Consider the following 16,572-nt stretch of genomic DNA (forward strand, 5'->3'; position numbering starts at 1 on the left):
CCTATAACGCAGGACAATTTGGGCGCTGGGGCGGTGCCCTGACTCGCGGACAATCGAAGGAACAAGGCCATGCCGAGAAGAACCGACATCCAGTCGATCATGATCATTGGGGCGGGCCCCATTGTTATCGGTCAGGCCTGTGAATTCGACTATTCCGGTGCTCAGGCCTGCAAGGCCCTGCGCGAGGAAGGATACCGGGTCATTCTGGTGAACTCGAACCCGGCGACGATCATGACCGACCCCGGTCTGGCCGACGCCACCTATATCGAGCCGATTACACCCGAAGTGGTCGCCAAGATCATCGAGAAAGAACGCCCTGACGCCCTGTTGCCCACCATGGGCGGACAGACCGGCCTGAACACCTCGCTGGCACTGGAAGAAATGGGCGTGCTGGACAAGTTCGGCGTCGAGATGATCGGCGCCAAGCGCGATGCCATCGAAATGGCCGAAGACCGCGCCCTGTTCCGCGAGGCGATGGACCGGCTGGGCATCGAAAACCCCAAGGCCGAGATTGTGACCGCCCCCAAGGACGAGAGCGGCAAGAAAGACCTGGACGCTGGCGTGGCGCTGGCGCTTGAAACCCTTGAAACCGTGGGGCTTCCTGCCATCATCCGCCCGGCCTTTACACTGGGCGGCACCGGAGGCGGCGTGGCGTATAACCGTGAGGATTACATCCATATTTGCCGCTCGGGTATGGATGCCTCGCCCGTGGGTCAAATCCTGATCGACGAAAGCCTTCTGGGCTGGAAAGAATACGAAATGGAGGTGGTGCGCGACACTGCCGACAACGCCATCATCGTGTGTTCCATCGAAAACGTCGATCCGATGGGCGTGCATACGGGTGACTCGATCACCGTGGCCCCTGCCCTGACGCTCACTGACAAAGAATACCAGATCATGCGCAATCACTCGATTGCCGTGCTGCGTGAAATCGGTGTCGAAACCGGCGGTTCAAACGTGCAATGGGCGATCAACCCGGTCGATGGTCGCATGGTCGTGATCGAGATGAACCCGCGCGTGTCGCGCTCGTCGGCGCTGGCATCCAAGGCCACCGGTTTCCCGATCGCGAAGATCGCTGCGAAACTGGCCGTGGGTTACACGCTGGATGAGCTGGACAACGACATCACCAAAGTCACCCCGGCCTCGTTCGAGCCGACCATCGACTATGTCGTGACAAAAATTCCGAAATTCGCGTTTGAGAAATTCCCCGGTTCCGAACCCTATCTGACCACCGCGATGAAGTCGGTGGGCGAGGCGATGTCGATTGGCCGTACGATCCACGAATCGATGCAGAAGGCACTGGCCTCGATGGAATCGGGCCTGACCGGCTTTGATGAGGTCGAAATCCCCGGCCTGAACGTAGGCCTCTGGGACGAGGCCGACGACAAGGCCGCCGTGATCAAGGCGATCAGCCAGCAGACACCCGACCGCCTGCGCACCATTGCACAAGCGATGCGCCATGGCCTGAGCGATGACGAGATTTTCGGCGTCACCAAGTTCGACCCCTGGTTCCTGGCTCGCATCCGCGAGATCGTCGAGGCCGAGCGTCAGCTCCGCAAGGACGGTCTGCCCGTCACCGAGGATGGTATCCGCAAGCTGAAAATGCTGGGATTCACCGATGCGCGTCTGGGCAAGCTGACGGGCCGTGACGAAGACAACGTCCGCCGCGCGCGCCGCAATCTGGGCGTTTCAGCGGTGTTCAAACGCATCGACACCTGCGCCGCCGAGTTCGAGGCGCAGACACCTTACATGTACTCAACCTACGAAGCGCCCATGATGGGCGAGGTCGAATGCGAGGCGCGCCCGAGCGACCGCAAAAAGGTCGTCATTCTTGGCGGCGGCCCAAACCGCATTGGTCAGGGCATCGAGTTCGACTATTGCTGCTGCCACGCCTGCTTCGCGCTGACCGAAGCGGGGTATGAAACCATCATGATCAACTGCAACCCCGAGACGGTTTCGACCGATTATGACACTTCGGATCGCTTGTATTTCGAGCCGCTGACCTTTGAACACGTCATGGAAATCCTGACGAAGGAACAGGAAAACGGCACGCTGCACGGCGTCATTGTTCAGTTCGGTGGACAGACACCGCTGAAACTGGCCAACGCGCTCGAGGCCGAGGGCATCCCGATCCTGGGCACCACGCCTGACGCGATTGACCTGGCCGAAGACCGCGAGCGTTTTCAGGCGCTGGTCAATGAACTGGGGCTGAAACAGCCCAAGAACGGCATCGCCTCGACCGACGCGCAGGCGCTGGAAATCGCCGAGGAAATCGGTTTTCCGCTGGTGATCCGCCCGTCCTACGTTCTGGGCGGCCGCGCGATGGAGATCGTTCGCGACATGGACCAGCTGCGACGCTACATCAACGAGGCCGTGGTGGTCTCGGGCGACAGCCCCGTTCTGCTGGACAGCTATCTGGCTGGCGCGGTCGAGCTGGACGTGGACGCGCTGTGCGACGGCACCGATGTGCATGTGGCAGGCATCATGCAGCATATCGAAGAGGCCGGCGTGCACTCGGGCGATAGCGCCTGTTCGCTGCCGCCCTATTCGCTGTCGAAAGAGATCATCGCGCAGATCAAGGATCAGGCGTTCAAGCTGGCCAAGGCGCTGAACGTTGTCGGCCTGATGAATGTTCAGTTCGCGATCAAGGATGACGAGATCTACCTGATCGAGGTCAACCCGCGCGCCTCGCGCACCGTGCCGTTCGTGGCAAAGGCCACCGACAGCGCGATTGCGTCCATCGCCGCGCGCGTCATGGCAGGCGAAAAGCTGGCGAGCTTCCCGCAGCGTCCGCCCTACAAGACCGTGGACGACACAAAGATCGCGGATCAGATGACGCTGGCCGACCCGGACATGCCATGGTTCTCGGTGAAAGAGGCGGTCCTGCCCTTCGCCCGTTTCCCGGGCGTCGATACCATCCTTGGCCCGGAAATGCGCTCGACCGGCGAGGTCATGGGCTGGGACCGCGATTTCCCGCGCGCCTTCCTCAAGGCGCAGATGGGCGCGGGCATGGTCCTGCCGACATCAGGCCGGGCCTTTATTTCGATCAAGGATGCCGACAAGGGCGCGGCGATGCTCGAGGCCGCCCAGGTTCTGGTCGAACAAGGCTTCACGCTGGTCGCCACCCGCGGCACGCAAAGCTGGCTGGCGGAACAGGGTGTGCCATGCGACGTGGTCAACAAGGTCTATGAGGGCCGCCCGGACGTGGTCGACATGCTGAAAGACGGTCAGGTTCAACTGCTGATGAACACCACCGAAGGCGCGCAGGCGGTCGAGGACAGCAAGGCCATCCGGTCCATCGCGCTTTATGACAAGATCCCGTATTACACCACTGCCGCTGCAAGCCATGCTGCCGCTCTGGCGATCAAGGCGCAGGCCGAAGGGGATGTCGAGGTGAAGTCGCTACAGGGATAAGCGCCGTGGCTATCAGCGTTTAGAAGCTCTGGATATGCTCCAGAGCTTCCTCATCATTCTGCCAAAGGGATGTCTTTCCAAACGGCGGTTGATCTGCTTTGACCTTCAAAAACTTCCAATGCCAGAAATCCTTTGTGCCCACCGCTCGGCAGGTCGAAAGCAATATCTACACGCTGGGGGATACCCGCGGACAAATTGCCCCCGACAACCCAGTTTTTTTGTGAACCAACTTTGAATTCTTTCGCCTGGACCCATTCCGCCGTCGGCAATGCCAGGCGAATTTTGTCTCCTCTGGCCTGAAAGTGATATGACGCGGCATCTTCTGGTTCCAAAAGCATGGTGCAGGAAACCCGCACGCCCTTTCCTGCACATCCCACGAGGTTCGCTTTGGTCGACCCGAAATACTGCGGTTCAAAATCTGTCGAAAAGTCGCCAGTGACTTCGATAGGAGCGCGCGGATTCAGTGCCGCCGAGCTACCAGCAGCCCCGGCTTCCCCCTTTGGACCCACCGGGCCTTGCGGACCTGCCAGTCCCTGTGGTCCGCGCAGCTCATCCAAGTGGTTCTGTACTAAAAAAGCTGCCACAGCCTCTACAGAAGCGGCTTGTCCTTGCCCGACAGGCTGTTCCTCAAGATCGCTAAGGCGTTTTTCCAGCAACGTAAGATCAACCGGTGCTCGTTCGCTGATGGCACTCAATGCGTCGCGCAACGAAGAAATCTCTTGATCCTTTAAAGTGAGTTCTTCGTCTATTTGTTCAAGATCTGCCTCGAGACGAGAAATTTTTGCAGCAAACTGGCTAAATCCCAAATCCTGCTCACGCGCGTTGGCTCGTTCCCCATCAATGTATGTGTATAACAAGGTCCCTATACCGACCAACCCCCCAGCGACGCCCGCCACGCCAATTTTGTTATCCATTGAATTCCTCGTGCAAATTCCTAACACACTGAAGCAAACGAAGAAGAGCCTGGCAAGCCTTGCGTTTCTCGATGAGCGGCGACCATCGTCAAACAACGAGTTCCATGAAGGCCGCCCCTCAGGCGACCATTCTACGACCCTCCCGACGCCTTCTGATCTGAGTCACTTTGAATGGTTCGGTACGATTAAACTGGCACACAAGGATCGGTGTGTTTTAGCTGGGATTCCATTGCAATCTTGAAAAGGGATCACACCGTTGCAAGTTCGCGTTTTTCATCGCCCGCGAAGAAAAGCAGGTAGAACACCGGCGCGGCGACCATTGTTAGGACGGTCGCAAAAGCCAGCCCGCCCATGATCGTCACCGCCATCGAGACGAAGAACGCATCGGTCAGCAGCGGCGCCATGCCCAGAATAGTGGTGATCGCAGCCAGCATCACAGGACGCAAACGCGAGACCGAGGCTTCGACGATGGATGCGCGCAAGGGTTTGCCCGTGGCGCGAACCAGGTCGATCTCTTCCACCAGAACGATGCCGTTCTTGATCAGCATGCCCGACAGGCTGAGCAGGCCCAGAAGGGCCGTGAAGGTAAAGGGCAGCCCTGTGCCCAACAGGCCGATGACCACGCCGTTGACCGACATCGGAACCAGCAGCCAGATGATGATCGGCTGTCGGATCGCGTTGAACAGCAGAACCGAGATCAGCACCATGATCAGCAGGCTCAACGGCAACTGTTTGCCCAGGCTTTCCTGCGCGTCACGCGAGTTTTCGAACTCACCGCCCCACTCCATCTTGTATCCGGGGGGTAATTCGATTGCCTCGATGGCGTCCCGAACTTCGGCGTGTACCTGAGCCGCCGTCAGGTTGGGCGGGATGTCCGCGCCGACGGTGATGGTCAGAACACGATCGCGGCGATGAACCAGCGTATTGAGGGATTTGTACTCGAATCCATCGACCATCTGTTCGATTGGTACAAATTTCCCGGATTGGTCCGAATACACCACCTGATCGACGATGGAATAATCTCCGTCCGCCGGACGACGCAAGATGATGGGGATCAGGCGGTCACGTTCCCGCAGCACACCGCCCGTGATGCCATCGGTCGAAAATTGCAGCGTGGCCGCAATGTCTTCGCGCGTAACACCCGCGGTCTGGGCCCGTTCTGTGGCATAGATCGGCTGCACCGCCAGTTCCTGTTCGCGCCAGTCATGATGAACGAGCAGCGCGTTGGGCGACGCCGCCGCCATGCGCTGCACGGCCTCATCCGCAAGTTGACGCAGGACCACCGGATCGCTGCCCGAGAACCGGGCCTGGATCGGATCACCGCCACCGGGGCCAAACACCAGGCGCTTGGTTCCGAACTCGCCTTCGGGGAACTGGACCGACCCGAACGCTTCCAGATCCGCCTGCAAGGCCGGGATGTTATCCAGACTTTCCGTGCGGATGATCATGTGACCATAGCTCGGGTTCGGTTTTTCCGCCGAATAGGTCAGCATGAACCGGGTTGCCCCCTGACCGACGAATGTCGTGACCGAAACCACGTCATCGCGTTGGGTCAGCCAATCTTCGAACACCGCCATGTCCTGAGCCGTGCGGGCAATCGGCGTGCCCTGAGGCAGCTTGTAATGCACAAAGAACAAAGGCGTGTTCGAGTTGGGGAAGAATTGTTGTTTCATCAACCCGAACCCGGCATAGCACGCAACGGTTACGCCGATGAGACCCGCAACAACCAGCCACCGGAAGCGGAGCGCAAACCGCAGGATCGCGCCATATGTGCGGAACAGGATGCCCCCGTAGGCGTCGATCTCACCCTCCTTGCCCTGCTTGAAGAAATAGTGCCCCAGCAAAGGCGTGACCGTGATGGCAAGTATCCAGCTGAGCAGCAGCGAAATGCCGATCACCGCAAACAGAGAAAACAGAAACTCGCCCGTCGCATCCGGGCTGAGCCCGATCCCGGCAAAGGCCATGATGCCGATCACGGTGGCCCCAAGCAGGGGGATCTGGGTTTTGGACGCCACATCCTCAGCCGCATCGCGCGAGGATTGGCCACGCAACATCGCGATCTGCATTCCTTCGGCCACCACGATGGCATTGTCCACAAGCATACCCATGGCAATGATCAGCGCACCCAGGGAAATCCGTTCCATCTCGATCGAGAACAGTGACATGAACAGAAGCGTGCCGACCACGGTCAGCAACAGGGTCGAACCGACAACGATGGCCGCGCGCCAGCCCATGAAGATGCCCAGAACGGCGACCACGATGGCCACCGACATGGCAAGGTTCACGAGAAAGTCGTTCGAGGCCTGTTCGACCACCACATGTTGCTGATAGATCGGCAGAATATCGACACCGAAGGGGATATTCGCATCCAGCTCGGCGAATTTGGCGTCAGCTCGCTTGCCGACCTCGACGATGTTTTCCGTCGCCAGACCGGCGATACCGAGGGTAAAGGCTTCGGTCCCGTTATAGCGGATCATGATGTCCGGATCGTTCTGACGGGCGCGATAGACATCGGACATGTCGAACAGGTTGATCACCTGCCCTTGCGAACCGACAGACAGGCCCGCAATGGCCGAGACACTGTCCGAACCCTCGGCCGTCAGAATGGTGGTGCGGGCATCTTCAGACCGCAAAGACCCCGAGGAATTCACCGAATCCGCGTTGGCTATGGCTTCGTTGATCGCTTGCAGCGGGACGTTCTGGTTCACCGAGATCGCCAGATCGGGCTCTACAAAAATCGCCTCGTCCGGCAGGCCCTGAACCTCGACATCGGCGACGCCGTCCACGGTCAGCAGTTCGCGACGCAGAAACGTTGCCAGTTCATGCTTTTCGGCGTCCGAAAACCCTTCGGCAGTCACCGCATAGAACAGGCCGAACACATCACCGAACCCGTCATTCACATAGGGTTGGCTGACACCCGACGGAAGCCCGCGGGCAGCATCGCGCACCTTGGCCCGCAGGCGGGTCCAGATATCGGGCAGTTCGGTGCCGTCGTAGGTCGACTTGATCTCTACTTCGATCAGCGATTGTCCAGGTTGGTTGACAGAGGTTATGACATCCACCTCGCCCATCTGCTGGATCGCGGATTCAAGGGGTTCGGACACTTCAAGCGCCACCTGTTCCGCCGTGGCACCGGGATATTGCGTGGCGATGACCGCGTTCTTGATGGTGAAAGCCGGGTCTTCCAAGCGACCAAGCGACGTGAATCCCCAGATGCCACCAAAGAGGGCAATGAGGATGATCAGCCATGTGTAAAGCGGTCGATCAATCGAGGCGCGCGCGATGTTCATCTGTCTGCCCCTCAGTTCGCGAAGCCGGTGAACCGGCGCACGGACTGACCGTCTGTCAGCACAGCACCGCCAGCCACAACAACTTCGTCACCGTCGGACAAGCCTTTCAACACCCGAACATCGCCCGACTGCGTGGGTTCGATTGTCACCGGAACGCGGCGGACCGTGCCTTCATCCGCACCGGCCGGCGAGAACACCATGACGCCCAGCTCACCTGTTGCATCCGCGATGACGGTTGTCGCCGGCACGACGATGCCTGTGCGCTCATCCCGGACCTTTACGTTGACGGTGACGGACGAGCCGGGAAGAATTTGCAGCCCCTCGGGCGGGGTCAGGCCGAACTGAATGCGGAAGGTCTGCCCGACACTTGAGGTTTCAGCGTCGAATTCACGGATTTCCAGCGGGAAGACTTCATCACTTACGGGGAATTTGGCGGTGATGGTGATATCGTCGTTCTGGCCCGAGCGTTGAAACAGGATCTCGGGCACGTCCACCTCGATGCGCAGTTCGGACATGTCGTGGATGCGGACGATCGGCGTGCCCGCCGATACGGTGGTGAAAGCCTCGACCGCGCGGCTGGAGACCAGCGCGTCAAATGGTGCGGTCAGAGTCGCGTGTTCCAGTTCGTATTCGGCATCGCGCAGTGCGATCGCGGCCAGTTGCGCTTCGGTCTCCGCGTCATCGACCGCCACCTGGCTGGCCGTGGTGCCCCGCAAACGCGACAGGCGGGCGACGGTTCGGTCGGCCTGTTCCTTTTGCAGCTGCGCCCGCTCAAGCCGCAGTTCGAACGGCTCCTGATCCAGTCGCGCAATCAGGCCGCCTTTGGGGATGACAAACCCTTCGTTGACCGGCATTTCGACGATCTGACCGGCAACCTGAAAGGCAAGATCGACCGTCTGCCGCGCGGCAACACGACCGAAGAACTGGCGGGTGAAGCCGGGCGTTGTTTCGTGCACCTGCATCAGCTTGACCGGTTTCGGAGTATCTTGAGCGGTAATCGGAGTTGCCAGAACGGCCAGTGCAAGGCCCAGAGAGGTCAGGAGTTTCATTTCTTCAGTCCCTCGGGAATTCCCGTTTTCAAAACGTTGTCACGGATTTTGCGCGCCAGTCGCGCGAATTCGGCTGTTTCTTCGTCGTTCAGGCCCGAGGCCCTGTGAAAAAGGTCTCCGGCCTCGGCCACCAGCATGTTGCGGGCTTCTTCGCCACGCTCGGTCAGCACCAGCAACCAGGCGCGGCGGTCTTCGGGGTCACGCTCGCGCATGAGATAGCCGGCTTTTTCCAGCGAATCCGCGGTGGCGGTGATTGTGGACGGTACACTCAGCATATCCGCAGCCAGAACCCCCATGCGTTTCGGCTGATCCAGCTTGATCAGCATATGGCATTCGGGGTGGCTCAGGTCTGTTTCGATACAGTCGAAGGTCTCTTCCAGTTTCCAGTACAGGGCATAGACGCCCATGATCGCCTGAATCTCGGGGCTGAGGCGGCCAAGCCTGGTGCTGATATCGTCGGGCATCGGGGATCTCCGCGCGTTTGGAGCGGTCATATACTTCAGTTTCTGAACTATTCAAGATATGAAGCTACAGCTTTATGCACATTCCCTTAGGTCAACATACCTTGATCAAATCACACCGTGACTGCATTTTGGGCAAATCCGAAACACTCAGGGCTCGCCATGTATACCCCCGCCATCACCGGTACCGGTGTCTTCACGCCGGAAAACGTCATCACCAATGCCGAGCTTGTCGAAGCATTCAACGCTTATGCCGACAAACAGAACGCGAAGAATGCCGAAGCCATCGCCGCCGGGCAGATGGAGGCGATGCAGCATTCCTCGGAAGAGTTCATCGTCAAGGCGTCGGGGATCGAAAACCGCTACGTGATGGACAAGGCCGGGGTGCTGAACCCGGACGTGATGCACCCGACGCTGCGCCAGCGCAGCGATGACGAGCCCGGGATCATGACCGAGATGGCAGTGGATGCCTGCAGGAAGGCGCTGGCGCAGGCGGGGCGCACAGCGGCGGATGTCGATCTGGTAATCTGCGCGGCCTCGAACCACGAGCGCGCCTATCCGGCGATTGCGATCGAAATTCAGCAGGAACTGGGGATCAACGGGTTCGGCTTTGACATGAACGTCGCCTGTTCTTCGGCCACGTTCGGCATTCAGGCCGCGGCGGATATGGTGAGGTCTGGATCGGTGCGAGCGGCGCTGGTGGTCAACCCCGAGATCTGCTCGGGCCATCTGGAATGGCGCGACCGGGATTGTCATTTCATCTTTGGCGATGTGGCGACGGCAACGCTGATCGAGCGGATCGAAGACGCCAAAGGCCCGCATTTCGAAATCCTGTCGACCCGCTGTGCTACTGCGTTTTCCAACAATATTCGCAACAACAACGGCTTTCTGCGCCGCTCGCGCCCTGACGGGCTGACCGATCGGCGCGACATGCAGTTCATGCAGAACGGTCGGAAAGTATTCAAGGAAGTACTGCCGATGGTCAGCAAGCATATCAGCGACCACATGGATGCCGAAGGGGTCAGAAACTCTGATCTGAAACGCCTGTGGCTGCATCAGGCCAACAAGACGATGAACGACTTCATCGGCAAGAAAGTTCTGGGCCGCGAACCCGAGCCGGGCGAGCAACCCAACATCCTTCAGGATTATGCCAACACGTCTTCTGCGGGGTCGATCATCGCGTTTTCTAAGTATTCCGACGACTTGCAGGAAGGTGATCTGGGCCTGATCTGTTCCTTCGGCGCCGGGTATTCCGTCGGTTCGGTGATCGTGAAGCGCCACGCCTGACGGTTGATCTTGTGTGACCTAGCCTGCCCCACTCACCTGAAAGACCTGAAAGGCTGTACCTTCCGCAGCTTGTATCCGTCTGAGATAGGCCGGGATTTCACCCGCAATCAATCGCGGTTGCAAACCACGGCCCTGTGACGCCCAGGACCAGAATTCGGCGCGCGGTGCGGACGTGCAGAGCATGACGTAATCCACGTCCAGCTCGGTCAGGCGTGATCCGATCTGGTCGGCGTCCGATCGGAACAGTTCGATCTGCGCCAGAATTCCAGCCTGATTCCGGTGATAATTGCCCGCCAATACGGAATGGTCGGTATGGCGCAGCACGTTCGCGGCAAAGTCGAAATCAACAAGAACTCTGCCGGCTGGCAGGCCATGCAGGGCTGCATAGGCTTCGGGCGTTTTGCAGGATGCCCCCGAATTTTGCTGTGACTGTCGGGCCGGCATCGCGGATGCGGCAAAGGACGGCTCGGCAAAGCGCCCCAACTGCTCATCGATGCTGGCGCCGGTTTTCGGCGAGATGCAGAGGATGAAAGCAACCATCGCAAGCCCTGACATCGCGCGGCGACTGCTTGCATAAGAGGTGTATAGGACACGCAGGATCTGCGCCTGGACAGCCACCAGCGAAACGCCCAGGAATGTCATCATTCTGGACTGATAGAGGAACACCACCAGGCCGGTCACGATCAGGGCCAGAAACAGGGCGTATTCCAGTCTGAAGGGCGATCTGACTGCAAAGATCAGGGCGGCTGCCACGCACAGGATCGACATCGCGATCAGGGCCAGCGCTTCGCCCCGGTGCCGTTGCAGAGTGACGTTGATTTTCTGGGCTTCCGCCACCTGGCTCAGCCAATAGTCGCGCATGTCCTGAGGCAGGGCTTCGATCGGATTGCTGAGACAATGCGGGGCGAAATCGTAAGCGCAGGCCAATGTCACCACGCCAATTGCAACACATGCGCCGACCCGGCCCCAAAGTGACCAGCCAGACCCGATCCAGGCCACAATGCAAAGCCCCGCCGCGGCAACGCTCGCCGGCAACGCCACGCTGAGAGTCAGGGCGTCACAGCTTGGAAACAGAAAGGCCTCGTGTCCCGTTGTTGCAAGGCTGGTCAGTACAAGCGTCACGACCAGCCCGATACCGAATGCCATGGTCCGGCGACGGGTCGGTTCACCGTTGACGATCCAGTCAATGGCAAAAAACACGGCGACAAGTGCGATCTGCAATATCGATTCGGTGCCTATCGACACCGAAAGCGCCAAGCAGGCACCCAGCAGCCATCCGGCATATGGTTTGTCCCTGCGCAACGCAAACAGCATCAGGGCCGTGGCGAACAGAAGAATCTGAGCATTGTGGTGATCAAACGAAAAATAGTCGAACTTCCTGGAGTGTTCGAGCGCCAGCACACCCACAACCAGTGCCGAAACAGCGCCTTCCCGCGCGCCCAAAACGCTTCCCGTCACCGCAAAGGCCCACAAGGCCAGGCCGGCCAAAAGTGAGGGCCAGGCGAATGCCGTCACCTGAAGGGCCGTATCGGGCGGCAAAACCAAACCGAATGTTCCGTAGAGCAAGGCGATCGGCGCGTCGATCAATCGGGACCAATGCATCAAAGTACCGCCCTCGGGACCCAGCCGATACTGATGGTTGTCGAACCAGCCCTGCCCCTGCAACAGATCCTGCACGACCACCCAGCGCATCACGTCGTCAGAGCCATCCTGATGACCACTCAGGGTCATCAGAACCAGAAGTGCCACATAGGCGCATACAAAAAATCGCAGAACCACCCGGTCTGCGAAAATCCTGTATGTTCCCTGCGATTTCTGCATGGTTCTCTGCCCTTGACGATCTTGCCCGCGACGGACCTTACAAGACAGACGTGACTGAATTGAGGCAACAGGCACAGTCAGCGTTTCTGACTTTTCGAGCATGAAAACAGGTAAGCCGCACAGGCGAAAACTGGCCGGTCATGAGCGCAACGGTTCCTGACCCCGGCTAGCTGACGCTTTCTTCTTCCAGATGCAGCTTCATCTCGATCAGAACCTGTTGCAGCAAACTGGTTTCTTTCAGCAACCGTTTGGCTTCGTTGACGGTGATGATTCCGTCTTCGATTGCGGCCTGATACTCGGTCATCAACATCGCAAACCGCTGGCTCAGCGCAATGACATCCGAATTGACGCCACCGGTGCGGGGGGTAGAGGTGTTGCGGTCGCTATAGGACAAGGTGATGTTCTTCAGATCCGCCAAAGCCGACGTCACGTGCGGGTAAGTCGCCGCGTTTTCAAGGCGGGCCACCGCGTCCACAGGCATGAACCTGTCCTCGTGCTCAGCATTGTCGGAATAGTATCGTCCCAAAGTGGCTTTGGATTTCCCCGTAATTTCACACGCGGCTTCGATTCCAACATCCTTGACCAGCGCTTCTGTGTGTTTTTTCAGATAGGCCCCGATATCTGCCATTGTTTTACCTTTGTTACCTGCAAACGCCTGCCCGATGTCCAAACGGGGGAAAGCGTGGGTAAATTTCCCATAACCAAGTCATAATTGAAATGTCATACATTGGCTATCCCTCAGATATGCGGGGGATTTTGTGAGTGAGTGGCGGCAGTTCAAGCCGGTAATGAGTGATTGCGGGGTGATATTGTTAAGCCTTGCTGCGTTTTGGCCACATGTTGGCCGACGGCGTCGCTGTTGCAGATGTGGGGGTTCCATCCCCTAGAGCGTAGCTCGGCCTCTGCGAACGCAACGGCGACGTCGCTCCATCAAAAAGATTGGTATCTTGTTCCTTTTCCCCAAGCGTTTTAGACCCGCGTCATGGCAAAGCTGTATTTCAACTATTCAACCATGAACGCGGGGAAATCGACCGTATTGCTGCAAGCCTCGCACAACTACCGCGAGCGTGGGATGCAGACATACCTGATGACCGCGGCCATTGACGGAAGGGCGGGTGCCGGACGGATCGCATCACGCATCGGCATCTCGGAGGAGGCCGATACCTTCACGCCCGGCGACGACGTCTTCGCGATGATCCGAAACAGACTGGACGACGGTCCGGTAACCTGCGTGTTCATCGATGAGGCACAGTTCCTGTCCGAAGCGCAGGTCTGGCAGCTGGCCCGGGCCGTCGACGATCTGGACGTACCGGTGCTGGCCTACGGGCTGCGGGTGGATTTTCAGGGCAAGCTGTTTCCCGGATCAGCCGCGCTGCTGGCTCTGGCTGATGAGATGCGCGAGGTCCGCACCATCTGCAAATGCGGACGCAAGGCCACGATGGTGATACGTCAGGACGAAAACGGCAACGCCATCACCGAAGGTGCCCAGGTTCAGATCGGCGGCAACGAGACCTATGTTTCGCTGTGCCGCAAACACTGGCGCGAGGCGGTGGGCGACTAGACCGGGTTGGGCAACGCCTCGCCCGCCACAAATGCCGCCACGTTATCCAGTGCCATTTGCCCCATGCTGCTGCGCACCTCTTCGGTGGCCGTGCCCAGATGGGGCAGCAGGGTGACGTTTTCCATTTCACAAAGGGCCCGGGGCACTTTGGGCTCGAACTCATAGACATCCAGCCCGGCCCCGGCAATCTGACCCGATTGCAGCGCCGCGATCAGGGCCGCTTCGTCCACGACCTCACCCCGCGCGATATTGACCAGAATGGCCGAAGGATTCATCGCCTGAAGAATCTGCGCATTGATCAGGTGGCGGGTTTCCGCACCGCCGGGAACCGCAAGCACAAGGAAATCGACCGAGGCGGCAAGGGCTTCAAGGTCAGGTGTAAATTCTGCCGGGAAATCCAGATCTTTTGCATTGCGGGACTGATAGGCCACCTGCATGGCAAACCCGAAATGACAGCGGCGCGCGATGGCCTGCCCGATGCGGCCCATGCCGACGATGCCCACGCGCTTGCCGGTCACATGTTGGCCCAACATCTGCGTCGGGTGCCAGCCCTGCCACTGACCCGACCGCACCAGCCGCTCACCCTCACCGGCGCGCCGGGCTGTGATCAGCAGCAGGGTCATGGCGATATCGGCCGTGGCGTCGGTGACAGCGCCAGGGGTGTTGGTTACATCAATCCCGGCCTTGCGTGCAGCATCCACGTCGATATGGTTGAAGCCAACACCGAAATTGGCCAGCAGCTTGCAGCGCGGCTGACCGGCCTCGGCAAAGATCTGAGCCGAGAACTGATCGCCCAGCGTCGGGACAACCACGTCGTAATCGGCCAGAGCGGCCAGCATCTCCTGCCGCGCCATGGGCAGGGTGTTTTCCCGGATGGTCACATCGAAATCGGCGCGGGCGCGCGATTCGACTGCCGGAGTCATCGGGCGCGTGATCAGCAGTCTCATCAGTGCATCCGCCCGCCTGTAGGAACCTTACCGTCAGGGCCGATCAAAACGATCTCGCCGCTATCATCGGGCAGGCCAAGCACCAGAACCTCGGACATGAACTTGCCGATCTGGCGAGGGGGGAAATTGACCACTGCCATGACCTGTTTGCCCACCAAGGTCGACGGATCATAATGCGCGGTGATCTGGGCCGAGGTCTTGCGTTCGCCAATCTCATCACCAAAGTCTATCCACATCTTGATCGCGGGTTTGCGGGCTTCGGGATAGGGTTCGGCGCGGATCACCTCGCCCACGCGGATATCAACCTTGAGAAAATCGTCGAAAGAAATCTCACTCACGTGACAGCTCCTTGGATCGGTCGGTTGCGGCCTTGACGGCACGGTGCAGCAGGTCGGGGAAGCCCCGTTCTTCATGCATCAGCACCTCAAGCGCGGCCTGGGTCGTGCCGTTCGGCGACGTTACATTGATCCGCAGTTGAGACGGATCCTCGTCAGCGGCCATCGCCAGTGCGCCGGCCCCGGCCACCGTCGATTTGGCCAGTTTCATCGCAAGGTCATGCGGCAGGCCCTGCGCCTCGCCGGCTTTGGCAAGTGTTTCAATCAGATGGAACACGTAGGCAGGACCGGATCCGCTGAGGCCGGTGACCGCATCCATCTGCGTCTCATCTTCAAGACGAACCGTCTCACCCACCGCCGACAGCAGGTTTTCGGCCAGAGCCAGATCCTCGGCAGAGGCGTGGCTGTTGCCGATCAACGCGGTGATGCCCTGACGGATGGCGGCGGGGGTGTTGGGCATGGCGCGAATGATCGGCGTATCGCTGCCCAGAACGGATTCGAACGTGGCAATCGAGGTGCCCGCCGCGACCGAAACAAACAGCGTGCTGCCACCGCCCAGCGCCTGAATGGCGGGCAAGGCCTCGCCCATCATCTGCGGCTTGACCGCGACCAAAACCACGGCAGGGGCTTCGGGCAAGGGTGTGTTGATGTTGACGCCCTGCGCCTTCAGCCAGTCGGACGGGTGCGGATCGATCACCCAAACGGACGCTGGCGGGAGGCCGTGTTCCAGCCATCCCGCCAGCATTGCGGACCCCATCTTTCCGCACCCCAGAAGCACAAGCCCCTGTTCGGCCACACGCGTCATGTCCATTTGCCCCTCCCGCGTTACATGTCGGTTCGGGGCAAAGCTTTACGCCCGGCCGTAGGCCTCTGCAATGGCCACTTGCATGGCTTCTTCTGGCTCTCGATTGCCCCAGGTGACCAGTTGAATCGCCGGATAGTACCGTTCCGCGCTCATGACGGCAGCGGTGATCATCGTGTCGATCTGTTCGGCGCTGGCTGTCTGCCCCCCGGCAAGGACCAACCCGTACCGGTACACCATCAACTTCTGGTTCGCCCAATAGGTAAAGGCACCTGCCCAGCACTGATCATTCATCTTGTTGAGCAGCTCATAGAGCTGCATTTCCCGCTCGGCCGGTGGTTCCATTTCGAACGAACACACCATCCGCAGCGTTTCGTCATAGTTGGACCAGGCGAGGGTGATCGAATACGTCCGCCACTGGCCCTCGACAGCCATGGCGATCTGATCGTCCCCAATGCGGTCAAAATCCCAGTCGTGGTGTTCGGCCAGATGTTCAACAATGTCGATCGGATGAATGTCTTCTTCGAGATACTGCTCGGAAAGGGCCATAATGCCACCTCACTAATCTCTAGCATCTTGGGGCTGGCAGCGCCCCAGCGCTAGTTGCCTGCTCTACAAACCGGGCTTCCCCCATAGGCCTGTACTAAATATGGTGCGATGTGGCGTGGGTTCTGGCAACCCTATTTGTTGG

At 59.4% G+C, this 16,572-nt stretch carries 13 protein-coding genes; 3 read left to right on the forward strand and 10 right to left on the reverse strand.

Annotated features, from left to right (window positions below):
* Positions 1-69 precede the first annotated feature (69 nt).
* Positions 70-3,414, forward strand: a complete 3,345-nt coding sequence (gene carB, locus ACR0I0_RS15555) for a carbamoyl-phosphate synthase large subunit (RefSeq protein ID WP_171634390.1) — start codon at positions 70-72, stop codon at positions 3,412-3,414.
* Positions 3,415-3,467: 53 nt separating this feature from the next.
* Here the strand turns inward: carB and ACR0I0_RS15560 are convergent, their stop codons facing one another.
* The 4 genes from ACR0I0_RS15560 to ACR0I0_RS15575 all read right to left on the reverse strand — a co-directional run bounded on the left by ACR0I0_RS15560 (position 3,468) and on the right by ACR0I0_RS15575 (position 9,131).
* Positions 3,468-4,328 (reverse strand): hypothetical protein, encoded by an 861-nt coding sequence (locus tag ACR0I0_RS15560; protein ID WP_480492134.1) that lies wholly within the window; start codon positions 4,326-4,328, stop codon positions 3,468-3,470.
* Positions 4,329-4,576: 248 nt separating this feature from the next.
* Positions 4,577-7,618 (reverse strand): efflux RND transporter permease subunit, encoded by a 3,042-nt coding sequence (locus tag ACR0I0_RS15565; RefSeq protein ID WP_480492135.1) that lies wholly within the window; start codon positions 7,616-7,618, stop codon positions 4,577-4,579.
* 11 nt (positions 7,619-7,629) lie between these two features.
* Positions 7,630-8,667: an efflux RND transporter periplasmic adaptor subunit gene (locus ACR0I0_RS15570; protein WP_171722761.1), complete on the reverse strand. Its 1,038-nt coding sequence runs from the start codon at positions 8,665-8,667 to the stop codon at positions 7,630-7,632.
* Complete coding sequence (locus ACR0I0_RS15575) at positions 8,664-9,131, reverse strand: MarR family winged helix-turn-helix transcriptional regulator (protein WP_171634400.1); 468 nt, start codon at positions 9,129-9,131, stop codon at positions 8,664-8,666. Before ACR0I0_RS15575 ends, ACR0I0_RS15570 begins: the two co-directional genes overlap by 4 nt.
* Positions 9,132-9,290: 159 nt before the next feature.
* Between ACR0I0_RS15575 and ACR0I0_RS15580 the strand changes: the two genes are divergently transcribed.
* Positions 9,291-10,415: a beta-ketoacyl-ACP synthase III gene (locus ACR0I0_RS15580; RefSeq protein ID WP_171722760.1), complete on the forward strand. Its 1,125-nt coding sequence runs from the start codon at positions 9,291-9,293 to the stop codon at positions 10,413-10,415.
* An 18-nt stretch (positions 10,416-10,433) separates the two neighbouring features.
* Here the strand turns inward: ACR0I0_RS15580 and ACR0I0_RS15585 are convergent, their stop codons facing one another.
* Positions 10,434-12,236 carry a hypothetical protein gene (locus ACR0I0_RS15585; RefSeq protein WP_480492137.1) on the reverse strand — a complete coding sequence of 601 codons (1,803 nt, stop codon included), beginning with the start codon at positions 12,234-12,236 and terminating at the stop codon, positions 10,434-10,436.
* 166 nt (positions 12,237-12,402) lie between these two features.
* Positions 12,403-12,864, reverse strand: a complete 462-nt coding sequence (locus tag ACR0I0_RS15590; protein ID WP_152458969.1) for a hypothetical protein — start codon at positions 12,862-12,864, stop codon at positions 12,403-12,405.
* A 354-nt stretch (positions 12,865-13,218) separates the two neighbouring features.
* Between ACR0I0_RS15590 and ACR0I0_RS15595 the strand changes: the two genes are divergently transcribed.
* A complete protein-coding gene (locus tag ACR0I0_RS15595) occupies positions 13,219-13,797 on the forward strand; it encodes a thymidine kinase (RefSeq protein ID WP_152458970.1) in 579 nt (192 codons plus the stop codon).
* On the opposite strand, the gene ACR0I0_RS15600 is transcribed toward ACR0I0_RS15595, so the two are convergent.
* The 4 genes from ACR0I0_RS15600 to ACR0I0_RS15615 are packed head-to-tail and all read right to left on the reverse strand — an operon-like array spanning position 13,794 to position 16,430.
* The gene (locus tag ACR0I0_RS15600; protein WP_480492139.1) at positions 13,794-14,744 is read right to left on the reverse strand and encodes a 2-hydroxyacid dehydrogenase; all 951 of its coding nucleotides are present in this window, start codon (positions 14,742-14,744) and stop codon (positions 13,794-13,796) included. The genes ACR0I0_RS15595 and ACR0I0_RS15600 overlap by 4 nt on opposite strands.
* Entirely contained in the window at positions 14,744-15,082 is a 339-nt protein-coding gene (locus tag ACR0I0_RS15605; RefSeq protein ID WP_171634415.1) for a tRNA-binding protein, read from the reverse strand. Before ACR0I0_RS15605 ends, ACR0I0_RS15600 begins: the two co-directional genes overlap by 1 nt.
* Complete coding sequence (gene proC, locus ACR0I0_RS15610; RefSeq protein ID WP_171634418.1) at positions 15,075-15,890, reverse strand: pyrroline-5-carboxylate reductase; 816 nt, start codon at positions 15,888-15,890, stop codon at positions 15,075-15,077. Before proC ends, ACR0I0_RS15605 begins: the two co-directional genes overlap by 8 nt.
* A gap of 39 nt (positions 15,891-15,929) precedes the next feature.
* Positions 15,930-16,430, reverse strand: a complete 501-nt coding sequence (locus tag ACR0I0_RS15615; protein WP_152458973.1) for a type III secretion system chaperone family protein — start codon at positions 16,428-16,430, stop codon at positions 15,930-15,932.
* Positions 16,431-16,572 lie beyond the last annotated feature (142 nt).

The organism is Ruegeria sp. AG6 (genome assembly GCF_056541565.1).

Bases quoted from the DNA above. Each gene is read 5' to 3' on its own strand.
- ACR0I0_RS15580 (WP_171722760.1), top strand. From the start codon at position 9,291: ATGTATACCCCCGCCATCACCGGTACCGGTGTCTTCACGCCGGAAAAC.
- ACR0I0_RS15570 (WP_171722761.1), bottom strand. From the start codon at position 8,667: ATGAAACTCCTGACCTCTCTGGGCCTTGCACTGGCCGTTCTGGCAACT.
- ACR0I0_RS15590 (WP_152458969.1), bottom strand. From the start codon at position 12,864: ATGGCAGATATCGGGGCCTATCTGAAAAAACACACAGAAGCGCTGGTC.
- ACR0I0_RS15595 (WP_152458970.1), top strand. From the start codon at position 13,219: ATGGCAAAGCTGTATTTCAACTATTCAACCATGAACGCGGGGAAATCG.
- ACR0I0_RS15600 (WP_480492139.1), bottom strand. From the start codon at position 14,744: ATGAGACTGCTGATCACGCGCCCGATGACTCCGGCAGTCGAATCGCGC.
- proC (WP_171634418.1), bottom strand. From the start codon at position 15,890: ATGGACATGACGCGTGTGGCCGAACAGGGGCTTGTGCTTCTGGGGTGC.
- ACR0I0_RS15560 (WP_480492134.1), bottom strand. From the start codon at position 4,328: ATGGATAACAAAATTGGCGTGGCGGGCGTCGCTGGGGGGTTGGTCGGT.
- ACR0I0_RS15575 (WP_171634400.1), bottom strand. From the start codon at position 9,131: ATGCCCGACGATATCAGCACCAGGCTTGGCCGCCTCAGCCCCGAGATT.
- ACR0I0_RS15615 (WP_152458973.1), bottom strand. From the start codon at position 16,430: ATGGCCCTTTCCGAGCAGTATCTCGAAGAAGACATTCATCCGATCGAC.
- ACR0I0_RS15585 (WP_480492137.1), bottom strand. From the start codon at position 12,236: ATGCAGAAATCGCAGGGAACATACAGGATTTTCGCAGACCGGGTGGTT.
- ACR0I0_RS15565 (WP_480492135.1), bottom strand. From the start codon at position 7,618: ATGAACATCGCGCGCGCCTCGATTGATCGACCGCTTTACACATGGCTG.
- carB (WP_171634390.1), top strand. From the start codon at position 70: ATGCCGAGAAGAACCGACATCCAGTCGATCATGATCATTGGGGCGGGC.